Below are 19,361 nucleotides of genomic sequence, written 5' to 3'. Positions count from 1 at the left end.
TCCGTTGTTCGTCTTATTTGTCTTCGACACGCAGGATGGCGAGGAAAGCCTCTTGCGGAATCTCGACGGACCCCACCTGCTTCATTCGCTTCTTGCCTGCCTTCTGCTTTTCCAGCAGCTTCTTTTTACGTGTAATGTCGCCGCCGTAGCATTTTGCCAGCACGTTCTTACGCAACGCTTTAATGTTTTCACGCGCGATGATGTTCGAGCCGATGGTGGCCTGAACCGCGACGTCGTACATTTGACGCGGAATCAGTTCACGCATTTTTGCCGCCACTTCGCGGCCGCGATACTGGCTTTGCGAACGGTGCACGATGACCGACAGTGCGTCGACCTTGTCGCCGTTGATCAGCATGTCGACCTTCACGACGTCTGACGCGCGATATTCCTTGAACTCGTAGTCCATCGACGCATAGCCGCGCGAAATGGACTTCAGACGGTCGAAGAAGTCGAGCACGACTTCGCCCATCGGAATCTCATACGTGAGCTGCACCTGGCGGCCGTGATACTGCATGTTGATCTGCGTGCCGCGCTTTTGCGTGCACAGCGTGATCACCGGGCCGACATAGTCTTGCGGCATGTACAGATTCACCGTGACGATCGGCTCGCGCACTTCTTCGATCTTCGACGGCTCCGGCATTTTGGCCGGGTTCTCGACCATCAGGACCGTGCCGTCGCGTTGCACGACTTCGTACACCACGGTCGGCGCCGTGGTGATCAGGTCCATGTCGAACTCACGTTCGAGACGTTCCTGCACGATCTCCATGTGCAGCAGACCGAGGAAGCCGCAGCGGAAACCAAAGCCCAGCGCTTGCGAAACTTCCGGCTCATATTGCAGCGACGCGTCGTTGAGCTTCAGCTTTTCGAGCGAGTCGCGCAGCGCGTCGTACTGGTTCGCCTCGACCGGATAAAGGCCCGCGAACACCTGCGGCTTCACTTCCTTGAAGCCCGGCAGCGGCTCTTCAGCCGGACGATTCACGAGCGTCACGGTATCGCCCACTTTGGCCGCGGCCAACTCCTTGATGCCGGCGATAATGAAGCCCACCTGCCCGGCCGACAACGCTTCCAGATTCTTCGACTTGGGTGTGAATACGCCAACGTGTTCGACCGGATACTGCGCACCGGTGGCCATCAGGCGGATCTTGTCTTTCGGACGCAGCGTACCGTTGACGATACGCACCAGCATGACGACGCCGACATAGTTGTCGAACCAAGAGTCGATGATCAGCGCCTGCAGCGGCGCGTCCGGGTCGCCCTTGGGCGGCGGCACTTTCGCGATCAAAGCCTCGAGCACGTCTTCGACGCCCAGACCGGTCTTCGCGCTGCAATGCGTGGCGTCCGTCGCGTCAATGCCGATCACGTCTTCGATCTCGGCAATTGCGTTTTCCGGATTCGCGGCCGGCAAGTCGATCTTGTTGAGCACCGGAATGACGTCGACGCCAAGTTCGATTGCCGTGTAGCAGTTGGCGACCGTTTGCGCTTCCACGCCCTGGCTCGCGTCCACAACGAGCAGCGCGCCTTCGCATGCGGACAGCGAGCGGCTGACTTCGTACGAGAAGTCGACGTGGCCCGGCGTGTCGATCATGTTGAGGTTGTAGACCTTGCCGTCGCGCGCGCGATAGGTCAGCGCCGCGGTTTGTGCCTTGATGGTGATGCCGCGCTCGCGCTCGAGATCCATTGAGTCGAGCACCTGAGCTTCCATCTCGCGGTCAGACAGACCGCCGCAAAGCTGGATGATGCGATCGGCGAGCGTCGACTTGCCATGGTCGATGTGCGCAATGATCGAGAAGTTACGAATATGATCCATTCAGTGCCGATCAAGCAAAAAAGGCGCGCTCGGACAATAGCGGAGCACGCCTTGTAAGTAGGTGAAAAACTTATCTATTTTAGCCGAAAAGGCCGACGCCCGGCGCATCTTGCGAGGTTCGGACGGCGTGGCGCCCGGCAAATGACGCCCGGCTCGAGCCAGGAGCACATCTGCAAAGCGCGTGCATTGCCTTACGCACAGCCTGACCGGTTTCAGGACGCTGCCGCTTTAGCATCGGCGGCGCGGGCCGCGAGTGCACCGCGCACGCGGGATTCGTGAAGATGGTAGTGACAGAGTTCGACACCGTCGCACAACAGAACCGGTACTCGTTCGTTGTAGCGCGCTTCGAGCAAGGGATCGCTATCCACGTCGATCACTTGCACCTGCGCGTCGAACTCGGCCAGCAAGGGCTCGAGCGCGGCGCGCATGTCGTCGCACAGATGGCACCACGCGCGCCCGTAGAGCGTGAGCGGCGCCAGTTTCGTCATTTCTGCACGCTGCGCGGGCGAATCGGCACGAACTGCGTGTTCTCGCCGCGGCGGACCAGCAGCGCGACCATCTTCTGCGAGTCCAGATGCGAAGTCACTTCGTCGAACTGCTTGGCGCTCGTAATGTCCGTATCGCCCACACGCAGGACGATGTCGCCCTTCTGCAACCCGACACGTGCTGCGGGGCCGTCCACAGCGTCGATCTGCACGCCATTGCGCAGTTTCAGCGCGCGCAACTGATCGGCGGGAATATCGCTGACGGCAAGGCCCAGCGCGTTCGTGGCACGCTGCTTCGGCGGCTGCGGCTTCTTCTGGTCGGCTTTTGAAGTCTTGTCCGGCTGCATCTCGGCGATCGTGACAGGCAGGTCGCGGGTTTGGCCCTTGCGCCAGACGGTGATGGTCGCCTTCGTGCCCGGCTTCGTGTCGCCGACCATGCGCGGCAGGTCTGTCGCCGTATCGACCGAATGGCCGTTGAACTTCAGGATGATGTCGCCTGGCTGCACGCCCGCCTTGTCCGCCGGGCCACCCGGCTCGACGCTGCTGACGAGCGCGCCCTGCACCTTCGGCAGGCCGAGCGAATCGGCAACGTCTTTCGTCACTTCGCCAATCGCCACGGCGATCCGGCCGCGCACCACCTTGCCGGACGCCTTCAGCTGGTCGGCCACGCGCATCGCCTCATCGATCGGAATCGCGAAGGAAATGCCCATAAAACCGCCGGTGCGGCTGTAGATTTGCGAGTTGATGCCGATCACCTCGCCCTGCATGTTGATGAGCGGCCCGCCCGAATTGCCCGGATTGACGGCCACGTCGGTCTGGATGAACGGCAGATAGTCGCCGGTGTCGCGCCCCTTGGCGCTGACAATGCCGGCTGTCACCGTGTTCTCGAGGCCGAACGGCGAACCGATTGCGACGACCCACTCGCCCACGCGAACCTTGTTCGAGTCGCCGATGGTGATAGTCGGCAGATTGGCGGCACTGATCTTCACGACCGCGACGTCGGTCCGATCGTCCACGCCGATGAGCTTTGCCTTGAATTCGCGCTTGTCGGTCAGCGTGACGTAAATGGTGTCCGCGTCGTCGATGACGTGCGCGTTGGTCATCACATAGCCGTCGGCCGACAGGATGAAGCCCGAGCCGACGCCGCTGTTCTGCTCGAGGTCGTTGTTGTCCGGCGAGTCCTGGCTGCCGCCGCTGCCACCGTTGTTGCCGCCGCGCGGCACGCCGGGCGACTGCGGCGATTGCGGCATCGGAATACCGAAAAAGCGCCGGAAGAACTCGGACATGTCGCCGTCGTCCATGCCGGGGGGCAGTGCGCCGCGCGGGCCGCTGCTGGTCACGCGGGCGGTCGTGCGAATGTTGACGACCGCCGGACCGACCTTGTCGACGAGGTCGGTAAAGTCAGGCAGGTTGGCTGCGGAGGCCGCCGACGCCGTGTGCGGTGCAAACGGCAAACATGCCACCACCACCGCAGCCGCGAAGAATTTGCGCAGCGAGAAAGTCGTCATAGTGTAGGAAACCGAGGGATTCAGGATTCGGAGAATTACTTCGGAGCCTTGTATTCTATGGCAGACGCAAATTGCTGCAACGTAGCCTGCGGGACTTCACCGAGCAGGGTAATCCAGAAGTCGCCTCGCCGCTTGACCAGCACGTGCGTCGCGCCGCTGCTGCCCGCGCCTTCCTTGCGCGTATTGTTCTCGACCGGCTCGATGAATACCGAGACTGCGGCGAGACCATCCGAGAATACCGCCTGATCGACCGGAATGGTGGGTTGACCGGCTTCACGCGCCGCCATAGGCCGGCGCAATTCGCGGATCTTGTGAAAGCCCGGCACTGCGGAGCCGAACTGCCAGCCTTGCGCGGCCATATCGACCGGCTCGATAGGCGGATGCACTACCGTCCAGCCGCCGGTATTGCGTATTCCGTTCACGATACCCGTCTTGTCGACCGGCACGCCAATGCGGATTTGCGAAAACGACAATTGTTCGAGCACCTGGCCGCTCGGGTCGAGCGTTTGGGCGCGCAGCAGCAGACCCGTTTTCTTGTCGGCCCACAGTTTGTAAGCGAAACGATAGGCGTCTTTCGGATCGAGTTCGATCACCTGGCTTTCGACACCGGCCACGCGATCGTCGCCGAGCAGTTTGGGCTCATACACGGACAGGACCTGCTCGCCGCTTACCGCCAGCAACGCGGGGAACGAGTCTTTGTTCTGGCGCTTTTCGACCACGCACAAATGGCGTTCCGGCACGAACGTGTAGAGCTCGTCGTTATGACGGAGCATTTTGCGCGGCTTGCCGTCCAGGCTTTCCAGCTGCTCGAATTCGCCGTCGGCACGGGTCGCGTAATGCGCGATCCGCGAGGTTTGAACGAAATTGCCCCGTTGATAGACGAACGCGCCCTCGTAGTTCTGCTGCTGCGCGGCCTGATGAATGCGATCGAGGAGATCAGCGGCCGTGCGGCGCGCGACGAGCGGGTCGTCGGTTTGTGCAAATACCCGCGGTGTAGCGGACAACAATACGGCTGCGCAGAACAGAAATGCCGGCAGCCGCCCCCAGATAGTCGTTTTATTGAACCGCGGAGTCTGCATCAAACTATTGGCCTTGCGTGGAAACGGCGGCAGCCCGGATGAGCGGCATGGAACCCGGCATGACCGGTTGCTGCGCGAATTGCTGGTGTGCTTCCAGATACTGGTCGAGGCTCGCGTCGCGAATGATGTTGGCGTCTTGAACGACCGGCATGACGTTCGCAGCGGGGACCGACGCCATCGCCACTTTCTGCAGTGCGTCGCCGTGCGAGGACACCGAGGCGACCTGCGTTGCGCCGGGGCCGCCGGGCACGCCTTGCAGTTGCGGCACGACGATCCACGTGAGGGTGGCGGCTGCGGCAGCCACGGCGAAGGCCGGCACCACCCGACGACGCATCGACAGCAGACGGTGCGTGATCGGCTGTGAAGCCGGCTGTGAAGCCGGCTGTGAAGCCGACTGTGAAGCCGGCGCGAGCAGATGCGGCTCGCTTTCGAGGCGCGCAGCGAATCCGCTCAGAAAGGCATGGCTTGCCGCGGAACTGACCGCGAGATCGTCCGAACGCAATGCGTCGCCGATCAGGTGATAGCTGGACCACGCGGCGCGATCTTCGCCGTCCAGCTCGGACAGAAACTTGTCCACATTCAGATGCTCTTCGCCGAACAGCTCACCGTCGACAAAAGCGGACAGACGCTCGCCGCGCGAACTGGCTTGCGATTGCATCGAGACCGACCCCATGATGCTCCCCATCTTACGAAAATCCCGTAGTGACACCACTAATCCAGATATTGCACCCGCGCCCCGTTCGGCTCGCCGGGCTTACCAGCGCTTGCCTTCAGGTGTGTCAAGCAACGGACGCAATTTTGCCGCAATGGCTTCGCGAGCGCGGAAAATTCGCGATCTGACGGTGCCGATCGGGCAGTTCATCATCTCTGCGATTTCCTCGTAGCTCAGACCTTCAATTTCACGAAGAGTAATGGCGGTACGCAGCTCTTCCGGTAAAACCGCCATCGCAGCATTGACCGTCTCGGCGATCTGCTTGCTCATCAACATCGACTCAGGCGTGTTGATATCCCTTAGTTGGTCGGCGTCCGAGAAAGTTTCAGCTTCTTCAGCATCTGCTTCCGTCGATGTCGGCGCGCGCCGGCCCTGGGTCGCAAGGTAGTTCTTCGCCGTGTTGACCGCAATCCGGTACAACCACGTATAAAAAGCGGATTCCCCCCGAAATTGCGGCAACGCGCGGTAGGCCTTGATGAAAGCGTCTTGCGCAACGTCTTCCACCTCGGCGGGGTCGCGCACGAGGCGCGAGATCAGCCGGAGAATCTTGCGGTGGTATTTGGAGACCAGAAGCTCGAACGCGGCCTTGTCGCCCTTCTGGACGCGCTCGACCAGCACCTGATCAATTTCTTTTTCGCTCACCTGATAAATCCGTTAACTTAAGGGCGCATGACGGGGGCACCATTGTAGCGTCCCCCTCGACGGGGCAAGTTACGCAGCACATGACGCGCGGTAACAGCGGTTACAGTCGTTACAGTCACGCGCCGGCGCGCCGCCTGGCACGCACCGCCAGTTCGCGGAAGACAGCCGGGGGGACTGTGTCGGCGGGAATCAGCAGCGTTTGCCGACATCCCTCTTCCGGCTTCAGCACAAGCACCAGCAGACGGTCGCTCCAGTGAGCGCAGCCGGCTATGCGACCTTGTACGAGCAGAATGCCGGCCCGCCCCCACGCAGTGAGACCCTCGCGTCCCATTGTCAGCGCCACCGGCTGCGCCCGGTCGTGCCTCACCGAGCAAAGCGCGAGGAGCGCGAACGCGGCAAGCGTCAACGGAACCGCTTGGCCAGCGCCCAGCCACGACGACATGCAGCTATAAACCGCCGCGGACGCCGTCGCCGTGAAAACAGCAGTCGCAACGCGCATCGTGAAAGAGCGCCGCAGCGCGATTCGCTGCGGCGCTCTTTCGGACATGGCCGTTTCAGTGAAAGGCACCGGCGAGACCGGCGCCGACAGCTGGCGCGTCACCCGGTTGCGACCCTCAGGCGCGCTTGAAGACGAGCGTGCCGTTCGTGCCGCCGAACCCGAACGAGTTCTTCAGCGCGACGTCGATCTTCATCTCCCGCGCGGTGTTGGCGCAGTAGTCCAGGTCGCACTCGGGGTCCTGGTTGAAGATGTTGATGGTGGGCGGCGACACCTGATGATGCACGGCAAGCACCGTGAACACCGACTCCAGACCGCCGGCGCCGCCGAGCAGGTGACCCGTCATCGACTTCGTCGAATTCACGACGATGTTTTTGGCGTGGTCGCCGAACGCGCGCTTGATGCCGGTCGTTTCAGCCAGATCGCCTAGCGGCGTGGACGTGCCGTGCGCGTTCAGATAATTCACCTGATCGGCGTTGACGCCCGCGTTTTTCATGGCTGCGAGCATGCAGCGGCGCGCACCGTCGCCGTCTTCGAGCGGTGCGGTCATGTGATACGCGTCGCCGCTCATCCCATAGCCGCCGACTTCGGCGTAGATCTTCGCGCCGCGCGCCTTAGCGTGTTCGTACTCTTCGAGCACCATGACGCCGGCGCCTTCGCCGAGCACGAAACCGTCGCGATCCTTGTCCCACGGGCGGCTGGCCGTAGCCGGGTCATCGTTGCGTTGCGACAGCGCGCGCGCCGCCGCGAAGCCGCCGATGCCGAGCGGCGACACCGTCGATTCCGCACCGCCCGCGATCATGACGTCGGCGTCGCCGTATTCGATCAGGCGCGAAGCCTCGCCGATACAGTGCAGACCCGTCGTACATGCGGTGACGATAGCGAGATTCGGACCCTTGATGCCGAACTTGATCGACAGGTGACCCGAGATCATGTTGATGATCGACGCCGGCACGAAGAACGGCGAGATGCGGCGCGGGCCACGATTGAGCAGTTCGGTTTGCGTGACTTCGATCATCGGCAGACCGCCGATACCCGAACCGACAACGACGCCGATACGCTCCGAATTTTCGTCGGTGACTGTAAGGCCGCTGTCCTGCATCGCCTGGATGCCTGCGGCCACGCCGTAATGGATGAACGTATCCATGTGGCGCGCTTCTTTACCGGGAATGTAGTCCTCGATATTGAAGCCCTTCACCTCGCCGGCGAAACGAGTCGAGAAGTTCGATGCGTCGAACTTCGTGATATTGGCAATACCCGACTTGCCGGCGACCAGATTGGCCCAGCCGTCGGCAACATTATTGCCAACAGGCGAAATCAGCCCCAGGCCTGTAACAACAACACGACGGCGGCTCACGGTAACCCCTTTTTCATAGATGACAAAAGCAAAAGCCACAGCGGCCACAGGAACTGCCCTGTGTGCCCTGTGGCTGTTAAGTCGGCAATCGCGCGGAAAATTGCGCTGTCAACATTGCTGGCTCCTGCATGACAACTCTTGCGGCAAGCGGCGCGGCAAAAAACGCCAGCCCCGATAGCGTCGGCAACCGACGCGGCAGGGCGTCATACGACGCGAACGCAGAAACGCAGGCGCGAATGACCTTAGGCCTTGACGTTTGCGCGAGCGTAGTCGATCGCTTGCTGAACGGTGGTGATCTTCTCGGCTTCTTCATCCGGAATTTCCATGCCGAATTCGTCTTCGAGGGCCATCACGAGTTCAACCGTATCCAGCGAGTCGGCGCCGAGGTCGTTCACGAACGAAGCTTCGTTCTTGATTTCAGCTTCGGCCACGCCCAGTTGTTCTGCGACGATCTTCTTGACGCGCTGTTCGATATTGTCCATTACCCCTCCAAGGGAAAGAAGTTCAAAAATACAGGTGCGCGCATTTTATCAGGTTTGATCCGGCAAAAAAGCGGCGCATCAGGTTGCTGTCAAGGCATGCGCCTTACGCATTTGCAAACGCATCAAGGCGCGGATAGTAACCGAATTTGGTTACGACATGTACATTCCGCCGTTCACATGCATCGTCGTGCCGGTGATGTAACCGGCTTGCGGCGACGCGAGGAAAGCGACAGCGTGTGCGATATCTTCCGGGCTGCCGAGACGGCCGAGCGGAATCTGCGTTTTCAGCGCGGTTTGCTGCTCTTCGGGCAAGGTGCGCGTCATGTCGGTGTCGATAAAGCCAGGCGCCACGCAATTCACCGTAATGCCGCGGCTGCCGATTTCGCGTGCGAGGGCGCGCGTCATACCGGCCACGCCCGCTTTCGCCGCGGCGTAGTTGATCTGGCCCGGGTTGCCCGCCGAACCGACCACCGACGTGATGTTGATGATGCGGCCGCCCTTCGCCTTCATCATCGGACGCAGCACCGCGCGCGACAGACGGAACACCGACTTCAGATTGGTATCGATCACCGCATCCCAGTCGTCGTCTTTCATACGCATGGCCAGCTGGTCCTGCGTGATGCCGGCGTTGTTCACGAGCACGTGCAGCGCACCGAATTCCTTCACCGTGCCGTCGATCAGCGCTTCCGCAGCGGCCGCGTCGTTCACGTCGAGCACCGCGCCGCGGCCGCTCACGCCGGCCGCACTGAACGCTTCACTGATGGCCGCCGCGCCGCTTTCGCTGGTCGCCGTTCCGATCACGGTCGCGCCCTGGCGCGCGAGTTCCATTGCAATGGCGCGGCCAATGCCGCGCGAGGCGCCCGTTACGATTGCGATCTGCTTGTCGAGATTGTTTTCCATCTGTCGATCCGAATGCCCTTCGGAGGGCTGATTGATTGCTGATGCCGGTACCGCGTCTGTGCGTTGTCGCACTTAGCTTGCTGTCACGAGCTTGAGCGTTTCTTCGAGCGAGGCCGGATCGAACACGGACGCGCCCGCCAGATTGCCGTCGATGCGCTTTGTGAGGCCCGCAAGGACCTTGCCCGGCCCGCACTCGACCACATGCGTCACGCCCCGCGCCGCCATGGCCTGCACGCTCTCGACCCAGCGCACGGCGCCTGCCGCCTGGCGCACCAACGCGTCTTTGATCTGCGCCGGCTCGTTGACGATGGCGACGTCGACATTGTTGATGACGGGGATGGACGGCACCTGAACGTTGACGCTAGCCAGGTATTCGCGCAGTTGATCCGAAGCGGGCTTGAGCAGCGACGAGTGGAACGGCGCCGACACCGGCAGCGGCAGCGCGCGCTTTGCGCCCTTCGCCTTCGCGACTTCGCAAGCCTTCTCGACGGCGGCCTTGTGGCCGGCGATCACGACTTGCGACGGTGCATTGAAATTGACCGCTTCGACGACGCCCGCGACCGACGCTTCCGCGCACACCGCGCGCACCGTGTCGTCGTCGAGACCGAGAATCGCCGCCATGCCGCCTTCGCCGACGGGCACGGCCGTTTGCATAGCCTGCGCGCGGAAGCGCACGAGCGGCACGGCGTCGCGAAACGCGATCGCGCCGGCCGCGACGAGCGCCGTGTATTCGCCGAGGCTATGGCCCGCGACGATGGCCGGCGTCGGGCCGCCCGCCTGCTGCCACGCACGGTAGATCGCGTAGGCCGCCGTCAGCATGACCGGCTGCGTATTGGTGGTGAGATTCAGATCTTCGGCGGGACCTTCGGCGATCAGCTTGCCGAGGTCCTGATTGAGCGCGTCGGACGCTTCCTGAACCGTCTCGTGCACAACGGCGTGATCGGCGAAAGCGTTGAGCATGCCGACGGATTGCGAACCCTGTCCAGGAAAAACGAACGCAAATTTCATATCGCCCCCAAAGTCGATTTAGTCAGATGTAGGCGCGCGGCGGGAAAGCACGCGGCGCGGGGCGCCTGGAACGGCGCCGCCCGAAGTCAGCCGGCGATCAATAACGGATGACCGACGCGCCCCACGTGAAGCCGCCGCCGACGCCTTCGATCAGCACGTTCTGGCCGCGCTTGATGCGGCCGTCGCGCACTGCGACGTCGAGTGCGAGTGGAATGGACGCAGCCGACGTATTGCCGTGCTCGCCCACCGTGACGACCATGCGTTCCTGCGGCAAGCCGAGCTTGCGGCAGGTGCTCTGCATGATGCGGATATTGGCCTGGTGCGGAATCAGCCAGTCGATCTGGTCAGCCGACAGATTCGCTTTCTCGAGCGCCTCGACCGCGACTTTCTCCAGCACGTTGACGGCCAGCTTGAACACCGCTTGCCCGTCCATATGCAGGAACGCGCTGCCCGCCACCACGCCGCCGTTTACATTGCCCGGCGTGCAGAGAATGTTCGAATGGCTGCCGTCCGCGTGCAATGCGCTCGAGAGCACGCCCGGTTCTGCCGACGCCTGCAGGACCACAGCACCCGCGCCGTCGCCGAACAGCACGCAGGTGGTGCGGTCGTTGAAATCGAGAATGCGCGAGAAGGTCTCCGCGCCGACGACGAGCGCCGTGCGATGCTGGCCGCTGCGAATCAGGCTGTCCGCGAGAGAAACGGCATAGGCAAAGCCGGAGCACACGGCCTGCACGTCGAATGCCGCACCGTGATTCTTGATGCCGAGCTTGTTCTGCAGCAGGCATGCCGTGCTCGGAAACACGAAGTCCGGCGTGGACGTGGCGACGATGATCAGGTCGATGGCTTGCGGATCGAGGTCCGCCGCTTCGATTGCGCGCTGCGAGGCGATCTGCGCGAGGTCGCTCGTCGTGACGTCCGGGTCCGCGAAGTGACGCGCATGGATACCCGTGCGGGCCACGATCCATTCGTCGCTCGTCTCGACGCCCTGCTTGGCGAGCCGCTCAGCAAGGTCCTGATTGGTGACGCGCGCGGGCGGCAGATAGCTGCCGGTTCCGAGGACGCGGGAATAAATTGTCGATTGAGCCATTATGCCTTCGAGGATTGCGCAGCGTAGGGCTCGGCCGGCTGGCCTGCGATGGGGCTTGCGTGACCCGCACCGCTTGCGTCGCGCGCCGCCTGTTCAAGAGAACCTGCGTTCTCTTCCATCGCTTGCGCAAGGCGCTCCAGCACGCCGTTTTTGACGGCATCATACCCGCGTTTGATAGCCCACTCAAACCCGTAGGCATCCGCGGAACCGTGGCTTTTGATCACCAGTCCGCGCAGACCCAGCAGCGCGGCACCATTGTATTGCCGATGATCCACGCGCTTCTTGAAGCGCATCAATACCGGCAGCGCGAGCACGGCCATCACCTTGGTGAGCCACGAACGGCCGAACTCTTCCTTGATGATGTTCGAGAGCATCTGCGCGAGGCCTTCGGACGTCTTCAGCGCAACATTGCCGACGAAACCGTCGCACACGATCACGTCGACCGTGCCCTTGAAGATGTCGTTGCCTTCCACATTGCCGTGAAAGTTCAGCGTGCTGGCGCGCAGCAATTCTCCGGCGCGCTTGATTGTGTCGTTGCCCTTGATGACTTCTTCGCCGATATTGAGCAGCCCGATGGTGGGCCGCTCCTTACCCTCGAGCGCGGACACGAGCGCGTGCCCCATCTCCGCGAATTGCAGCAGGTGCTGCGGTTCGCAGTCGACGTTGGCGCCCAGGTCGAGCATCATCGTGTAGCCGTTGGGGTTGGGCAAGGCGGACGCAATCGCCGGACGCTCGATGCCTGCCAGCGTTTTCAGCACGTAGCGCGATACCGCCATGAGCGCGCCGGTATTGCCAGCGGAAATGCAGGCTTGCGCCTCACCTTCCTTGACGCGATTGAGCGCCACGCGCATGGATGAGTCTTTCTTCTTGCGCAGCGCGACTTCGACCGGATCGTCCATGGCGACGATCTCGGAAGCGGATACGACCGTCAACGCCGGCAGGTCCTGAGCCTTCAACTTCTTCAGCTGCGCACGAATCGCACTTTCAATGCCGACGAGCAGCAACTGCGCGTCGGGATGCGAGCGAACGAAGTTGACGGCAGCGGGAACGGTCACGGACGGGCCGTGGTCGCCTCCCATGCAATCTATCGTGAGCTTTACTGTCATGGAGTGCGGCGAATTTCAGGCGCTCTGCATGGGACCGCAGTAAGCGCTGAAGCTGCAACTGCGATCGACACAAAAAAGCGGCAATTCAATGCCGCCTTTTTGCCGAGCCGGGAAGATGTCAAGCGAGCTGATCGCCACGCGAAACGCCGGTGGGCGCAACGCAGTGAAACGATTAGTCGTTCTTCGTCTTGACGACTTTCTTGCCGCGATAGTAGCCGTTCGGGCTAACGTGGTGACGCAGGTGCACTTCGCCCGTGCTCGGTTCCACAGCCAGCGGCGCTGCCGTCAGGAAATCGTGCGAACGGTGCATGCCGCGCTTCGACGGCGACTTCTTATTTTGTTGAACTGCCATGACTAACTCCTAAAAATTTTCCGAATTCTAACACAGCCCGACGCGGTGTCCGCCACTGGCCGAATGGCCAATGCGCCCGCCTCGCGCTCCCATGCAACTGTTCAGTGCTTCTTGTCGTCCGGCTCGCCGCGCTTGAGACTTTCGAGCGCCGCGAACGGATTCGGCCGCTCGGGTTCGGCGCCTTCGCCCGCACCGCCGGCTTCGTCCAGCGCGGCTTCGTCGCCCTCGCCCTCGTTACCGGCCGCACCAGAGACGAGACTCTCGTGCACCTCGGGACACACCTCGTGCTTGGGCACGAGCGGCAAGGAAAGCAGCAACTCTTCTTCGATCAGGTCGATGAGATCGAACTGGCGCGAGCCCACGATCACTTCGACTTCATCCTCGTCGAGCGGAAACTCTTCGGCTTCCGCCTCCGTGTTGACGATCCGATAGGTCGCGTCGACATTGAACGCCTGCGAGTACGGTGTCATGCACCGCTGACATTCGAGCCACGCAGCGCCGTGAATCGCCATCCTCAAATAAGGCTGGGGACCCTCGGTTCCGTCGTCCTGCAATTCCGGCTGCGTCGCCCCTTCGGCCTGCCAGGTGAACGCGGTGTCGCGGTCTGGCGCTTCTACCGGGACTTCGTTTAACATGCGCGGCAGTTGCGAGACACGCACGACACCCGCGGCCTGCCGGCCGCTCCGCGCAAATTCGAACAGATCGAGTTCATGCGGGTCGGACAGACCTGCAGGTTTGCCAGGATGTCGAGTCATGTGCGCTCCTGCGTCGGCAAGAATTCGCCGTTAGATCACGGGATAAACCAGTTTGCGAGAAAGCCCGCGTACCTTCAGTGATGCGCCTGTAGCCGTGCAGCTATTTTCGTGCAGCTATTTTTCTTGCCGCATTTCTGCTGCTGCTTTTGCCGCTGCTTCTTTGCCGCTGGGTCTTTACAGCCTTTACAGCATTAGACGCCACCAGCCACTACCGCTCCGGCTCACACCAAGGCCCGCCTGACGCAAGCATACCGATGAAAAGCCCAAAATCATATCCGTTTTGTCTTTTCGAGTCAAACACTTAAGCCCGTACCGGCGCGATCTGCGCGCAACCGCGTACATCCCGCCCATCTAGCCGTTAATCGACCATGTCAGATTCCCTCAAAAGCCCGCCACGCCTGATTCTGGCGTCGAGTTCGCCGTATCGCCGCGAGTTGCTCGAACGCTTGCGTATTCCTTTTGAAATGGCCGTTCCCGCCATCGACGAAACCCCGCATGCCGGTGAAACGCCGCAAGCCACGGCACTGCGGCTCGCCGTGGCAAAGGCGCGCGCGGTGGCCGGGGCGCTTGCTCCAAATGAAGCCGCGCTGGTGATCGGCTCAGACCAGGTCGCCACTTACGACGGCCTGCAGATCGGCAAACCAGGCACTCACGACAAGGCGCTGGCGCAGTTGCAGGCGATGCGCGGACGCGAGGTGCTGTTTCATAGTGCGCTGTGTCTCCTCGACAGCCGCTCTGCAGCGGTGCAGACCGCCGACGTCATCACTCGCGTGCGCTTTCGCAATCTGCCGGACGCGGCGCTGGAAGCCTATCTGCGCGCCGAAACGCCGTATGACGTGGCCGGCAGCGCAAAATCCGAGGGACTCGGCATTACGCTGCTCGACGCAATCTACTCCGACGACCCGACCGCTCTCGTCGGTCTGCCGCTGATTGCGCTTTCGGGCATGCTGCTGACGGCGGGCTATCCGCTATTGGGGGCGCGATGAGCGGCACGCTGTATCTGATTCCGAACACGCTCGGCGAAGGCGACGCCGACGCGCTCGACGCCGTGCTGCCCGCCCCGGTGCGCGCCCGCGCCGCGGCGCTTCAGTATTACATCGGCGAAAACGCGAAGACGACGCGTGCGTTCCTGAAGAAAGTCGGCACCGAACGGCCGATTCAGGAAATCGAGATTCGCGAACTGAACGTCAACACGCCGGCCGGCGAGATCGACAAGCTGCTCGCGCCCGTGCTGGCCGGCACTGACGCCGGACTGGTCTCGGAAGCCGGCTGCCCGGCGGTCGCCGATCCTGGCGCACTGCTGGTGCGTCGCGCGCACGAGCGCGGGGTCAAAGTCGTGCCGTTCGTGGGACCGAGCTCCATCTTGCTCGCGCTGATGGCTTCGGGGCTCAATGGGCAAAGCTTTGCGTTCCACGGCTACCTGCCGGTCGATGCAACTGAGAGGGCCAGGCGCTTGCGCGATCTCGAGATGCAATCGCGCAAGGGCAAACAGACCCAGATTTTTATTGAGACGCCGTACCGCAACCGGGCGCTGCTGGACACATTGCTGGCAAGCTGCGCGCCTTCGACACTGGTGTGCGTCGCCGTGGATCTAACGCTCGACACTGAAACGATCCGCAGCCACACGGTGGCGGACTGGAAGAAGAAACCGGCGATCGACCTTCACAAGCGGCCCGCGATTTTTCTGATTCTGGCGGCGTGAGGCTCAGCGGTGGCTGCATTGGAACGTGACGCTGGGCGGATGATTGGGTCGTTGGATTAAGCGGGTGAGGCTGCGCGGCAGTTGATTGGGCGTGCGAAACCGGGCGGCAGAGGCCGGGCGGTTCACCCGGCCCTTGATTGCGCGACCAATTGGGCAGTTGCCGATGGCAATCCCGCCTCAACGCAAGCCCATCTTCCCGCCTGGCGCCAACGCGTGTACAGCCCCACTGCCGACGGCGGCGCCGAACTTGCGCGCGACGCGGTCCGTAATGCTCTCCTTGACCGTGTAATCGATGATCTCCGGCGCCTTGATCACTTCTCGCGCGACGTAATTGGCATCGCCGAAACCGTCCGCCAAGCCCAGCTCGACGCTCTTCTCGCCGGTCCAGAAAAGGCCGGAGAACATGTCCGGCGTCTCGTGCAGGCGCTTGCCGCGCCCCTGACGCACGGCCTCGATGAATTGCCCATGGATCTGGTCGAGCATTTCCTGCGCATGCTGGTCCATCTTCGCGGTTTCAGGAGAGAACGGGTCGTAAAACCCCTTGTTTTCGCCTGAAGTATGCAGCCGGCGCTGAATGCCGAGCTTGTCCATGAGGCCGGTAAAACCGAAACTGTCCATCAGCACGCCGATCGAGCCGACGATACTTGCCTTGTCGACGTAAATCTTGTCGCCGGCCGCAGCGGCGTAGTAACCGCCCGAGGCGCACATATCGCCCACCACCACGTAGAGCGGAATTGACGGATGTTTGGCGCGCAATCGCCGCATTTCCTCGTAGATAATGCCCGCCTGCACCGGGCTGCCGCCGGGACTGTTGCAACGCAGGATCACGCCGGCTGTGCCCGCGTCGTCGAACGCGCTCTCGAGCGCCGCGGCCACATCCTCGGCATTGGCGCGCGTATCTGCCGATATCTCGCCGTCAAGTGCAATCATCGCGGTGTGACGACCGGAAGCCGCGAGCTTGTCGCCGGAAAAATCGAACACGGCCCAGACGACCATGCCCAGCACGGCCAGAAACAGCAGGCGAAAAAAGATTTTCCAGCGCCGCGCGGCGCGTTGTTCCTTGATGGCAGCGAGGGCGATACGCTCGAGCGCCGCACGTTCCCAGCCGGGTTCCTCGGCGGAAGCACGGCTGCGGCCGCTCATGGACGGTTCCTTCGTTTCGGGCGTCAAATTGTCGGACATGCGGGCTTCTGGAATAGTCGAAAAAGCGGGCCAAACGCGGGAAATGCCAATCAGGACACGGCGGGCTGCAATTCGCCGTCGGGGAGCCAGAAAACGGCGCGGCCTTCGGGCGTCTCGCGCTCGTCGACCTGGAGGGCACGCAACCGCCCGCCACGGCACGGACCGCCTACGCATTTGCCGGTATCCGGTGCGTAAATTGCCCCGTGGGTGGCGCACATCAAGTATAAACCGGACGATTCGAAGAACTGGCCCTCGGCCCAGTCGAGTTCCATCGGCACGTGCGCGCAGCGGTTCAGGTAACCATACGCGCGGCCATCATAGCGGACGAAAAACACCACGACCTCTTGCGCGCCGATTCTCGCGGCATGCCGAACGCCCATGCCGCCATCGACCAATTCCTCGGATCCGCACACCCGCACCGGCTGCGCAGCGAGTTCTGTTGACGGCCCGCCTGCCTCCCGCGCCGAACTCATGCGTTTTCCCTCAGCCAGCCCGACAGTGCGACGACGCTCGAAGCCACATATTTCGGTGACAGCGCGCTCAGCGAGTCGGCGGGATGAGCACCGTACGTCACGCCGATGCCCGCGACGCCCGCGTTGATCGCCATCTGCAGATCATGTGTCGTGTCGCCGACCATGACCGTGCGCACCGGATCCTGCCCCAGTTCACGCGTCAATTCATGCAACATGGCCGGATGCGGTTTGGAAAAGGTTTCGTCCGCGCAGCGCGTGCCGTCGAACAGGCTGGTGAGCCGCACCTGATCGAGCGCGCGGTTCAGGCCGACGCGGCTCTTGCCCGTGGCCACCGCGAGCAGATAACCCTGGTCGCGCAGTTCCTGCAGCATCTCGCGCACACCGGCGAACAACTCCGTGGTCTGGTCTTTCACCAGATAGTGGAACCGGTAGCGCTCGGCAAGCCGCGGATAGTCGGCTGGGTCGAGCGTGGGCGCGGCGATTTGCAGCGCGTCGCGCAAGCCGAGGCCGATGACGTAGCTGGCCGCTTCGTCGGCGGGCACCGGCAGACCGAGATCGCGGCACGCCGCCTGGATGCTGCGCGTGATGTGCGCAGTGGAATCCATCAGCGTTCCGTCCCAGTCGAAGACGATCAGATCAAATTGCTCTCTAGCCATGCGGTGCCGTCTCCGGGTGTGACCCATTTCGTAATTCGTTCAGCTGCGCGATGAAGTTGCGGCATTCGGCCGGCAACGGCGCTTCCAGTTGCAGCGGCGCGCCCGTTGCCGGGTGCGTCAGCTTTAGGCGGTAAGCGTGCAGGAACATGCGCTTGAGTCCAGGCTTTGCGTTCGCGCGGGCCAGCGCCTTGTTCAGCGCAAAGTCGCCGTATTTGGCATCGCCGACAATCGGCAGTTCCAGATGCTGCAAATGCACGCGGATCTGGTGCGTCCGGCCCGTCTTCAGCTCAGCTTCCAGCAGCGCGTAGTCCGGCCAGCGGTCGATCAGATTGAAAACCGTGTGCGACGCGAGACCGTCGGCCTGTACGCGCACACGCCGCTCGCCGTCGGCGGTCAGGTATTTGTGCAGCGGCTCCTTGACGGCGCGCCGGCTGCCCCAGTCGCTCGCCCATTCACCGTGGACGCACGCATAGTAGCGCTTGTCCATCCGGTTTTCGCGGATCTGGTCGTGCAGATTCACGAGCGCGGAGCGCTTCTTGGCAAGCATCAGGATGCCGGACGTTTCGCGATCCAGCCGATGCACCAGCTCGAGAAATCTGGCCTGCGGCCGTGCCTCACGCATCTGCTCGATCACGCCGAAGGCCACGCCGCTGCCGCCGTGAACCGCGACGCCAGCCGGTTTGTCGATGACAAGCAGATGTTCGTCTTCGAAAACGATTCTGAACTGCGCGCTGGGCACCGGCGCGTGAGCGGCTGCTTCGTCATGCTGTGCGACGCGGATGGGCGGCACGCGCACCAGATCGCCGAGTTCGAGCCGGTATTGCGCGTCGATCCGGCCCTTGTTCACCCGCACCTCTCCGCTGCGCAGGATGCGGTAGATATGGCTTTTTGGCACGCCTTTACAGACCCGCAACAAAAAGTTGTCGATGCGCTGTCCGGCCGCGCTGTCGTCGATCTCGATCACCGACACCTGATCGCTTGCGACCGCACCTGTTACCGATTTCTGGGATATTTTGCCTAACTCTTTCATTCTGAATATAATTTGCCCAGCAGTCTGCGGCGGCCGGCGCAGTGTCCGGAATTCGGGCGGACTGCGCAGGTGCAAGCGTAAATCGTTATTTTACTTGCGCCGGGGTCTGGTTGCTCACCCTGAAAATGAGATGCAACAAGTTGCACGCACGAAGTCAGTGCCCGGCAGGGACGGCGCCCACAGGCGCGTTCGGTCAAGGCCGGCTTCGACGGTAACGGAATTTTGGTCAAAAAGAATTTGACCTCCAGCTTCGGTTCGGGCGGCATCACGCCCGGCTGTACGAAGCTGCAGGTTGCGAAAATACGGCGTGCGCCCATGGCGTCTTGTAGAAAGTACAAGGCTTGGCGACGTCAAAATGAGGCGAGACACCCCCAGCAGGAAAAGACGCGCCGCTTGCGCGAACTTCCCGTTGCGGCATGACCGCAGCCTTGACCCTCCGGTCCCGCGCCCAGTTGGCGCGCCGGCGAGAGGGACGGGGCTTACGAAGGTCTGCCGGCAGAACCCGCGGCGTGTCGGGTCGTTATTTGAAGCCGTGTTCGCAT

21 protein-coding genes are annotated in these 19,361 nt (G+C 62.4%); 2 read left to right on the top strand and 19 right to left on the bottom strand.

Translation table 11 applies throughout. The features are described 5' to 3' along the window. Positions 1–13: 13 nt before the first annotated feature. From lepA to A3AC_RS0117355, 15 genes are all read right to left on the bottom strand, one after another. Complete coding sequence (gene lepA / locus A3AC_RS0117425; protein ID WP_025600433.1) at positions 14–1,807, bottom strand: translation elongation factor 4; 1,794 nt, start codon at positions 1,805–1,807, stop codon at positions 14–16. A gap of 212 nt (positions 1,808–2,019) precedes the next feature. Next, positions 2,020–2,295, bottom strand: coding sequence for a glutaredoxin family protein (locus A3AC_RS0117420; protein ID WP_025600432.1), 276 nt, complete (start codon positions 2,293–2,295; stop codon positions 2,020–2,022). Then, the gene (locus A3AC_RS0117415) at positions 2,292–3,800 is read right to left on the bottom strand and encodes a DegQ family serine endoprotease (protein WP_025600431.1); all 1,509 of its coding nucleotides are present in this window, start codon (positions 3,798–3,800) and stop codon (positions 2,292–2,294) included. Before A3AC_RS0117415 ends, A3AC_RS0117420 begins: the two co-directional genes overlap by 4 nt. A gap of 35 nt (positions 3,801–3,835) precedes the next feature. Beyond that, positions 3,836–4,879 carry a MucB/RseB C-terminal domain-containing protein gene (locus A3AC_RS0117410; protein WP_025600430.1) on the bottom strand — a complete coding sequence of 348 codons (1,044 nt, stop codon included), beginning with the start codon at positions 4,877–4,879 and terminating at the stop codon, positions 3,836–3,838. Positions 4,880–4,883: 4 nt separating this feature from the next. Next, the gene (locus A3AC_RS0117405; protein WP_025600428.1) at positions 4,884–5,552 is read right to left on the bottom strand and encodes a sigma-E factor negative regulatory protein; all 669 of its coding nucleotides are present in this window, start codon (positions 5,550–5,552) and stop codon (positions 4,884–4,886) included. 81 nt (positions 5,553–5,633) lie between these two features. Beyond that, positions 5,634–6,233, bottom strand: a complete 600-nt coding sequence (gene rpoE, locus A3AC_RS0117400) for an RNA polymerase sigma factor RpoE (RefSeq protein WP_025600427.1) — start codon at positions 6,231–6,233, stop codon at positions 5,634–5,636. 115 nt (positions 6,234–6,348) lie between these two features. Continuing rightward, positions 6,349–6,780, bottom strand: a complete 432-nt coding sequence (locus A3AC_RS0117395) for a protein YgfX (protein WP_332261477.1) — start codon at positions 6,778–6,780, stop codon at positions 6,349–6,351. Between the two features lie 67 nt (positions 6,781–6,847). Beyond that, on the bottom strand, positions 6,848–8,086 hold the full coding sequence (fabF, locus tag A3AC_RS0117390) for a beta-ketoacyl-ACP synthase II (RefSeq protein ID WP_025600424.1): 1,239 nt from the start codon (positions 8,084–8,086) through the stop codon (positions 6,848–6,850). A 242-nt stretch (positions 8,087–8,328) separates the two neighbouring features. Beyond that, entirely contained in the window at positions 8,329–8,568 is a 240-nt protein-coding gene (acpP, locus tag A3AC_RS0117385) for an acyl carrier protein (RefSeq protein WP_004197638.1), read from the bottom strand. A gap of 150 nt (positions 8,569–8,718) precedes the next feature. Then, on the bottom strand, positions 8,719–9,468 hold the full coding sequence (gene fabG / locus A3AC_RS0117380) for a 3-oxoacyl-ACP reductase FabG (RefSeq protein WP_025600406.1): 750 nt from the start codon (positions 9,466–9,468) through the stop codon (positions 8,719–8,721). A 72-nt stretch (positions 9,469–9,540) separates the two neighbouring features. Further along, a complete protein-coding gene (gene fabD, locus A3AC_RS0117375) occupies positions 9,541–10,476 on the bottom strand; it encodes an ACP S-malonyltransferase (RefSeq protein ID WP_025600405.1) in 936 nt (311 codons plus the stop codon). 97 nt (positions 10,477–10,573) lie between these two features. Then, on the bottom strand, positions 10,574–11,563 hold the full coding sequence (locus A3AC_RS0117370) for a beta-ketoacyl-ACP synthase III (protein WP_025600403.1): 990 nt from the start codon (positions 11,561–11,563) through the stop codon (positions 10,574–10,576). Continuing rightward, a complete protein-coding gene (plsX, locus tag A3AC_RS0117365; RefSeq protein ID WP_025600402.1) occupies positions 11,563–12,669 on the bottom strand; it encodes a phosphate acyltransferase PlsX in 1,107 nt (368 codons plus the stop codon). The genes A3AC_RS0117370 and plsX overlap by 1 nt, the downstream gene beginning before the upstream one ends. Positions 12,670–12,841: 172 nt before the next feature. Further along, on the bottom strand, positions 12,842–13,021 hold the full coding sequence (gene rpmF, locus A3AC_RS0117360) for a 50S ribosomal protein L32 (RefSeq protein WP_006051932.1): 180 nt from the start codon (positions 13,019–13,021) through the stop codon (positions 12,842–12,844). 101 nt (positions 13,022–13,122) lie between these two features. Further along, positions 13,123–13,776 (bottom strand): DUF177 domain-containing protein, encoded by a 654-nt coding sequence (locus tag A3AC_RS0117355; RefSeq protein ID WP_025600391.1) that lies wholly within the window; start codon positions 13,774–13,776, stop codon positions 13,123–13,125. Between the two features lie 368 nt (positions 13,777–14,144). On the opposite strand from A3AC_RS0117355, the gene A3AC_RS0117350 reads away from it, so the two are divergent. After that, positions 14,145–14,762 (top strand): Maf-like protein, encoded by a 618-nt coding sequence (locus tag A3AC_RS0117350; RefSeq protein WP_025600389.1) that lies wholly within the window; start codon positions 14,145–14,147, stop codon positions 14,760–14,762. After that, on the top strand, positions 14,759–15,478 hold the full coding sequence (locus A3AC_RS0117345; RefSeq protein WP_025600388.1) for an SAM-dependent methyltransferase: 720 nt from the start codon (positions 14,759–14,761) through the stop codon (positions 15,476–15,478). Before A3AC_RS0117350 ends, A3AC_RS0117345 begins: the two co-directional genes overlap by 4 nt. A gap of 177 nt (positions 15,479–15,655) precedes the next feature. Here A3AC_RS0117345 and A3AC_RS0117340 read toward each other — a convergent pair whose 3' ends face one another. Genes A3AC_RS0117340 through A3AC_RS0117325 form a run of 4 tightly spaced genes read right to left on the bottom strand, consistent with a single transcriptional unit; the run spans position 15,656 to position 18,819 of the window. Further along, entirely contained in the window at positions 15,656–16,660 is a 1,005-nt protein-coding gene (locus A3AC_RS0117340) for a S49 family peptidase (RefSeq protein ID WP_025600386.1), read from the bottom strand. 50 nt (positions 16,661–16,710) lie between these two features. Then, positions 16,711–17,133 carry a Rieske (2Fe-2S) protein gene (locus tag A3AC_RS0117335; protein ID WP_025600385.1) on the bottom strand — a complete coding sequence of 141 codons (423 nt, stop codon included), beginning with the start codon at positions 17,131–17,133 and terminating at the stop codon, positions 16,711–16,713. Continuing rightward, positions 17,130–17,789 carry an HAD-IIIA family hydrolase gene (locus A3AC_RS0117330; RefSeq protein ID WP_025600384.1) on the bottom strand — a complete coding sequence of 220 codons (660 nt, stop codon included), beginning with the start codon at positions 17,787–17,789 and terminating at the stop codon, positions 17,130–17,132. Before A3AC_RS0117330 ends, A3AC_RS0117335 begins: the two co-directional genes overlap by 4 nt. Then, positions 17,782–18,819 (bottom strand): RluA family pseudouridine synthase, encoded by a 1,038-nt coding sequence (locus tag A3AC_RS0117325; RefSeq protein ID WP_025600382.1) that lies wholly within the window; start codon positions 18,817–18,819, stop codon positions 17,782–17,784. Before A3AC_RS0117325 ends, A3AC_RS0117330 begins: the two co-directional genes overlap by 8 nt. Between the last annotated feature and the right edge of the window lie 542 nt (positions 18,820–19,361).

The organism is Burkholderia sp. WSM2230, from assembly GCF_000472445.1.
In the GTDB taxonomy this organism is placed as follows: domain Bacteria; phylum Pseudomonadota; class Gammaproteobacteria; order Burkholderiales; family Burkholderiaceae; genus Paraburkholderia.
Note: the sequence above shows the minus strand (reverse complement) of the source record. Positions and strands in the feature narration are given on the sequence as shown.

Coding starts and splice junctions, on each gene's coding strand:
- lepA (WP_025600433.1), bottom strand. CDS start 1,807: ATGGATCATATTCGTAACTTCTCGATCATTGCGCACATCGACCATGGC.
- A3AC_RS0117415 (WP_025600431.1), bottom strand. CDS start 3,800: ATGACGACTTTCTCGCTGCGCAAATTCTTCGCGGCTGCGGTGGTGGTG.
- A3AC_RS0117395 (WP_332261477.1), bottom strand. CDS start 6,780: ATGTCCGAAAGAGCGCCGCAGCGAATCGCGCTGCGGCGCTCTTTCACG.
- fabG (WP_025600406.1), bottom strand. CDS start 9,468: ATGGAAAACAATCTCGACAAGCAGATCGCAATCGTAACGGGCGCCTCG.
- A3AC_RS0117345 (WP_025600388.1), top strand. CDS start 14,759: ATGAGCGGCACGCTGTATCTGATTCCGAACACGCTCGGCGAAGGCGAC.
- A3AC_RS0117325 (WP_025600382.1), bottom strand. CDS start 18,819: ATGAAAGAGTTAGGCAAAATATCCCAGAAATCGGTAACAGGTGCGGTC.
- A3AC_RS0117410 (WP_025600430.1), bottom strand. CDS start 4,879: ATGCAGACTCCGCGGTTCAATAAAACGACTATCTGGGGGCGGCTGCCG.
- A3AC_RS0117330 (WP_025600384.1), bottom strand. CDS start 17,789: ATGGCTAGAGAGCAATTTGATCTGATCGTCTTCGACTGGGACGGAACG.
- A3AC_RS0117335 (WP_025600385.1), bottom strand. CDS start 17,133: ATGAGTTCGGCGCGGGAGGCAGGCGGGCCGTCAACAGAACTCGCTGCG.
- A3AC_RS0117370 (WP_025600403.1), bottom strand. CDS start 11,563: ATGGCTCAATCGACAATTTATTCCCGCGTCCTCGGAACCGGCAGCTAT.
- A3AC_RS0117340 (WP_025600386.1), bottom strand. CDS start 16,660: ATGTCCGACAATTTGACGCCCGAAACGAAGGAACCGTCCATGAGCGGC.
- A3AC_RS0117420 (WP_025600432.1), bottom strand. CDS start 2,295: ATGACGAAACTGGCGCCGCTCACGCTCTACGGGCGCGCGTGGTGCCAT.
- rpmF (WP_006051932.1), bottom strand. CDS start 13,021: ATGGCAGTTCAACAAAATAAGAAGTCGCCGTCGAAGCGCGGCATGCAC.
- A3AC_RS0117405 (WP_025600428.1), bottom strand. CDS start 5,552: ATGGGGTCGGTCTCGATGCAATCGCAAGCCAGTTCGCGCGGCGAGCGT.
- A3AC_RS0117350 (WP_025600389.1), top strand. CDS start 14,145: ATGTCAGATTCCCTCAAAAGCCCGCCACGCCTGATTCTGGCGTCGAGT.
- plsX (WP_025600402.1), bottom strand. CDS start 12,669: ATGACAGTAAAGCTCACGATAGATTGCATGGGAGGCGACCACGGCCCG.
- fabD (WP_025600405.1), bottom strand. CDS start 10,476: ATGAAATTTGCGTTCGTTTTTCCTGGACAGGGTTCGCAATCCGTCGGC.
- acpP (WP_004197638.1), bottom strand. CDS start 8,568: ATGGACAATATCGAACAGCGCGTCAAGAAGATCGTCGCAGAACAACTG.
- A3AC_RS0117355 (WP_025600391.1), bottom strand. CDS start 13,776: ATGACTCGACATCCTGGCAAACCTGCAGGTCTGTCCGACCCGCATGAA.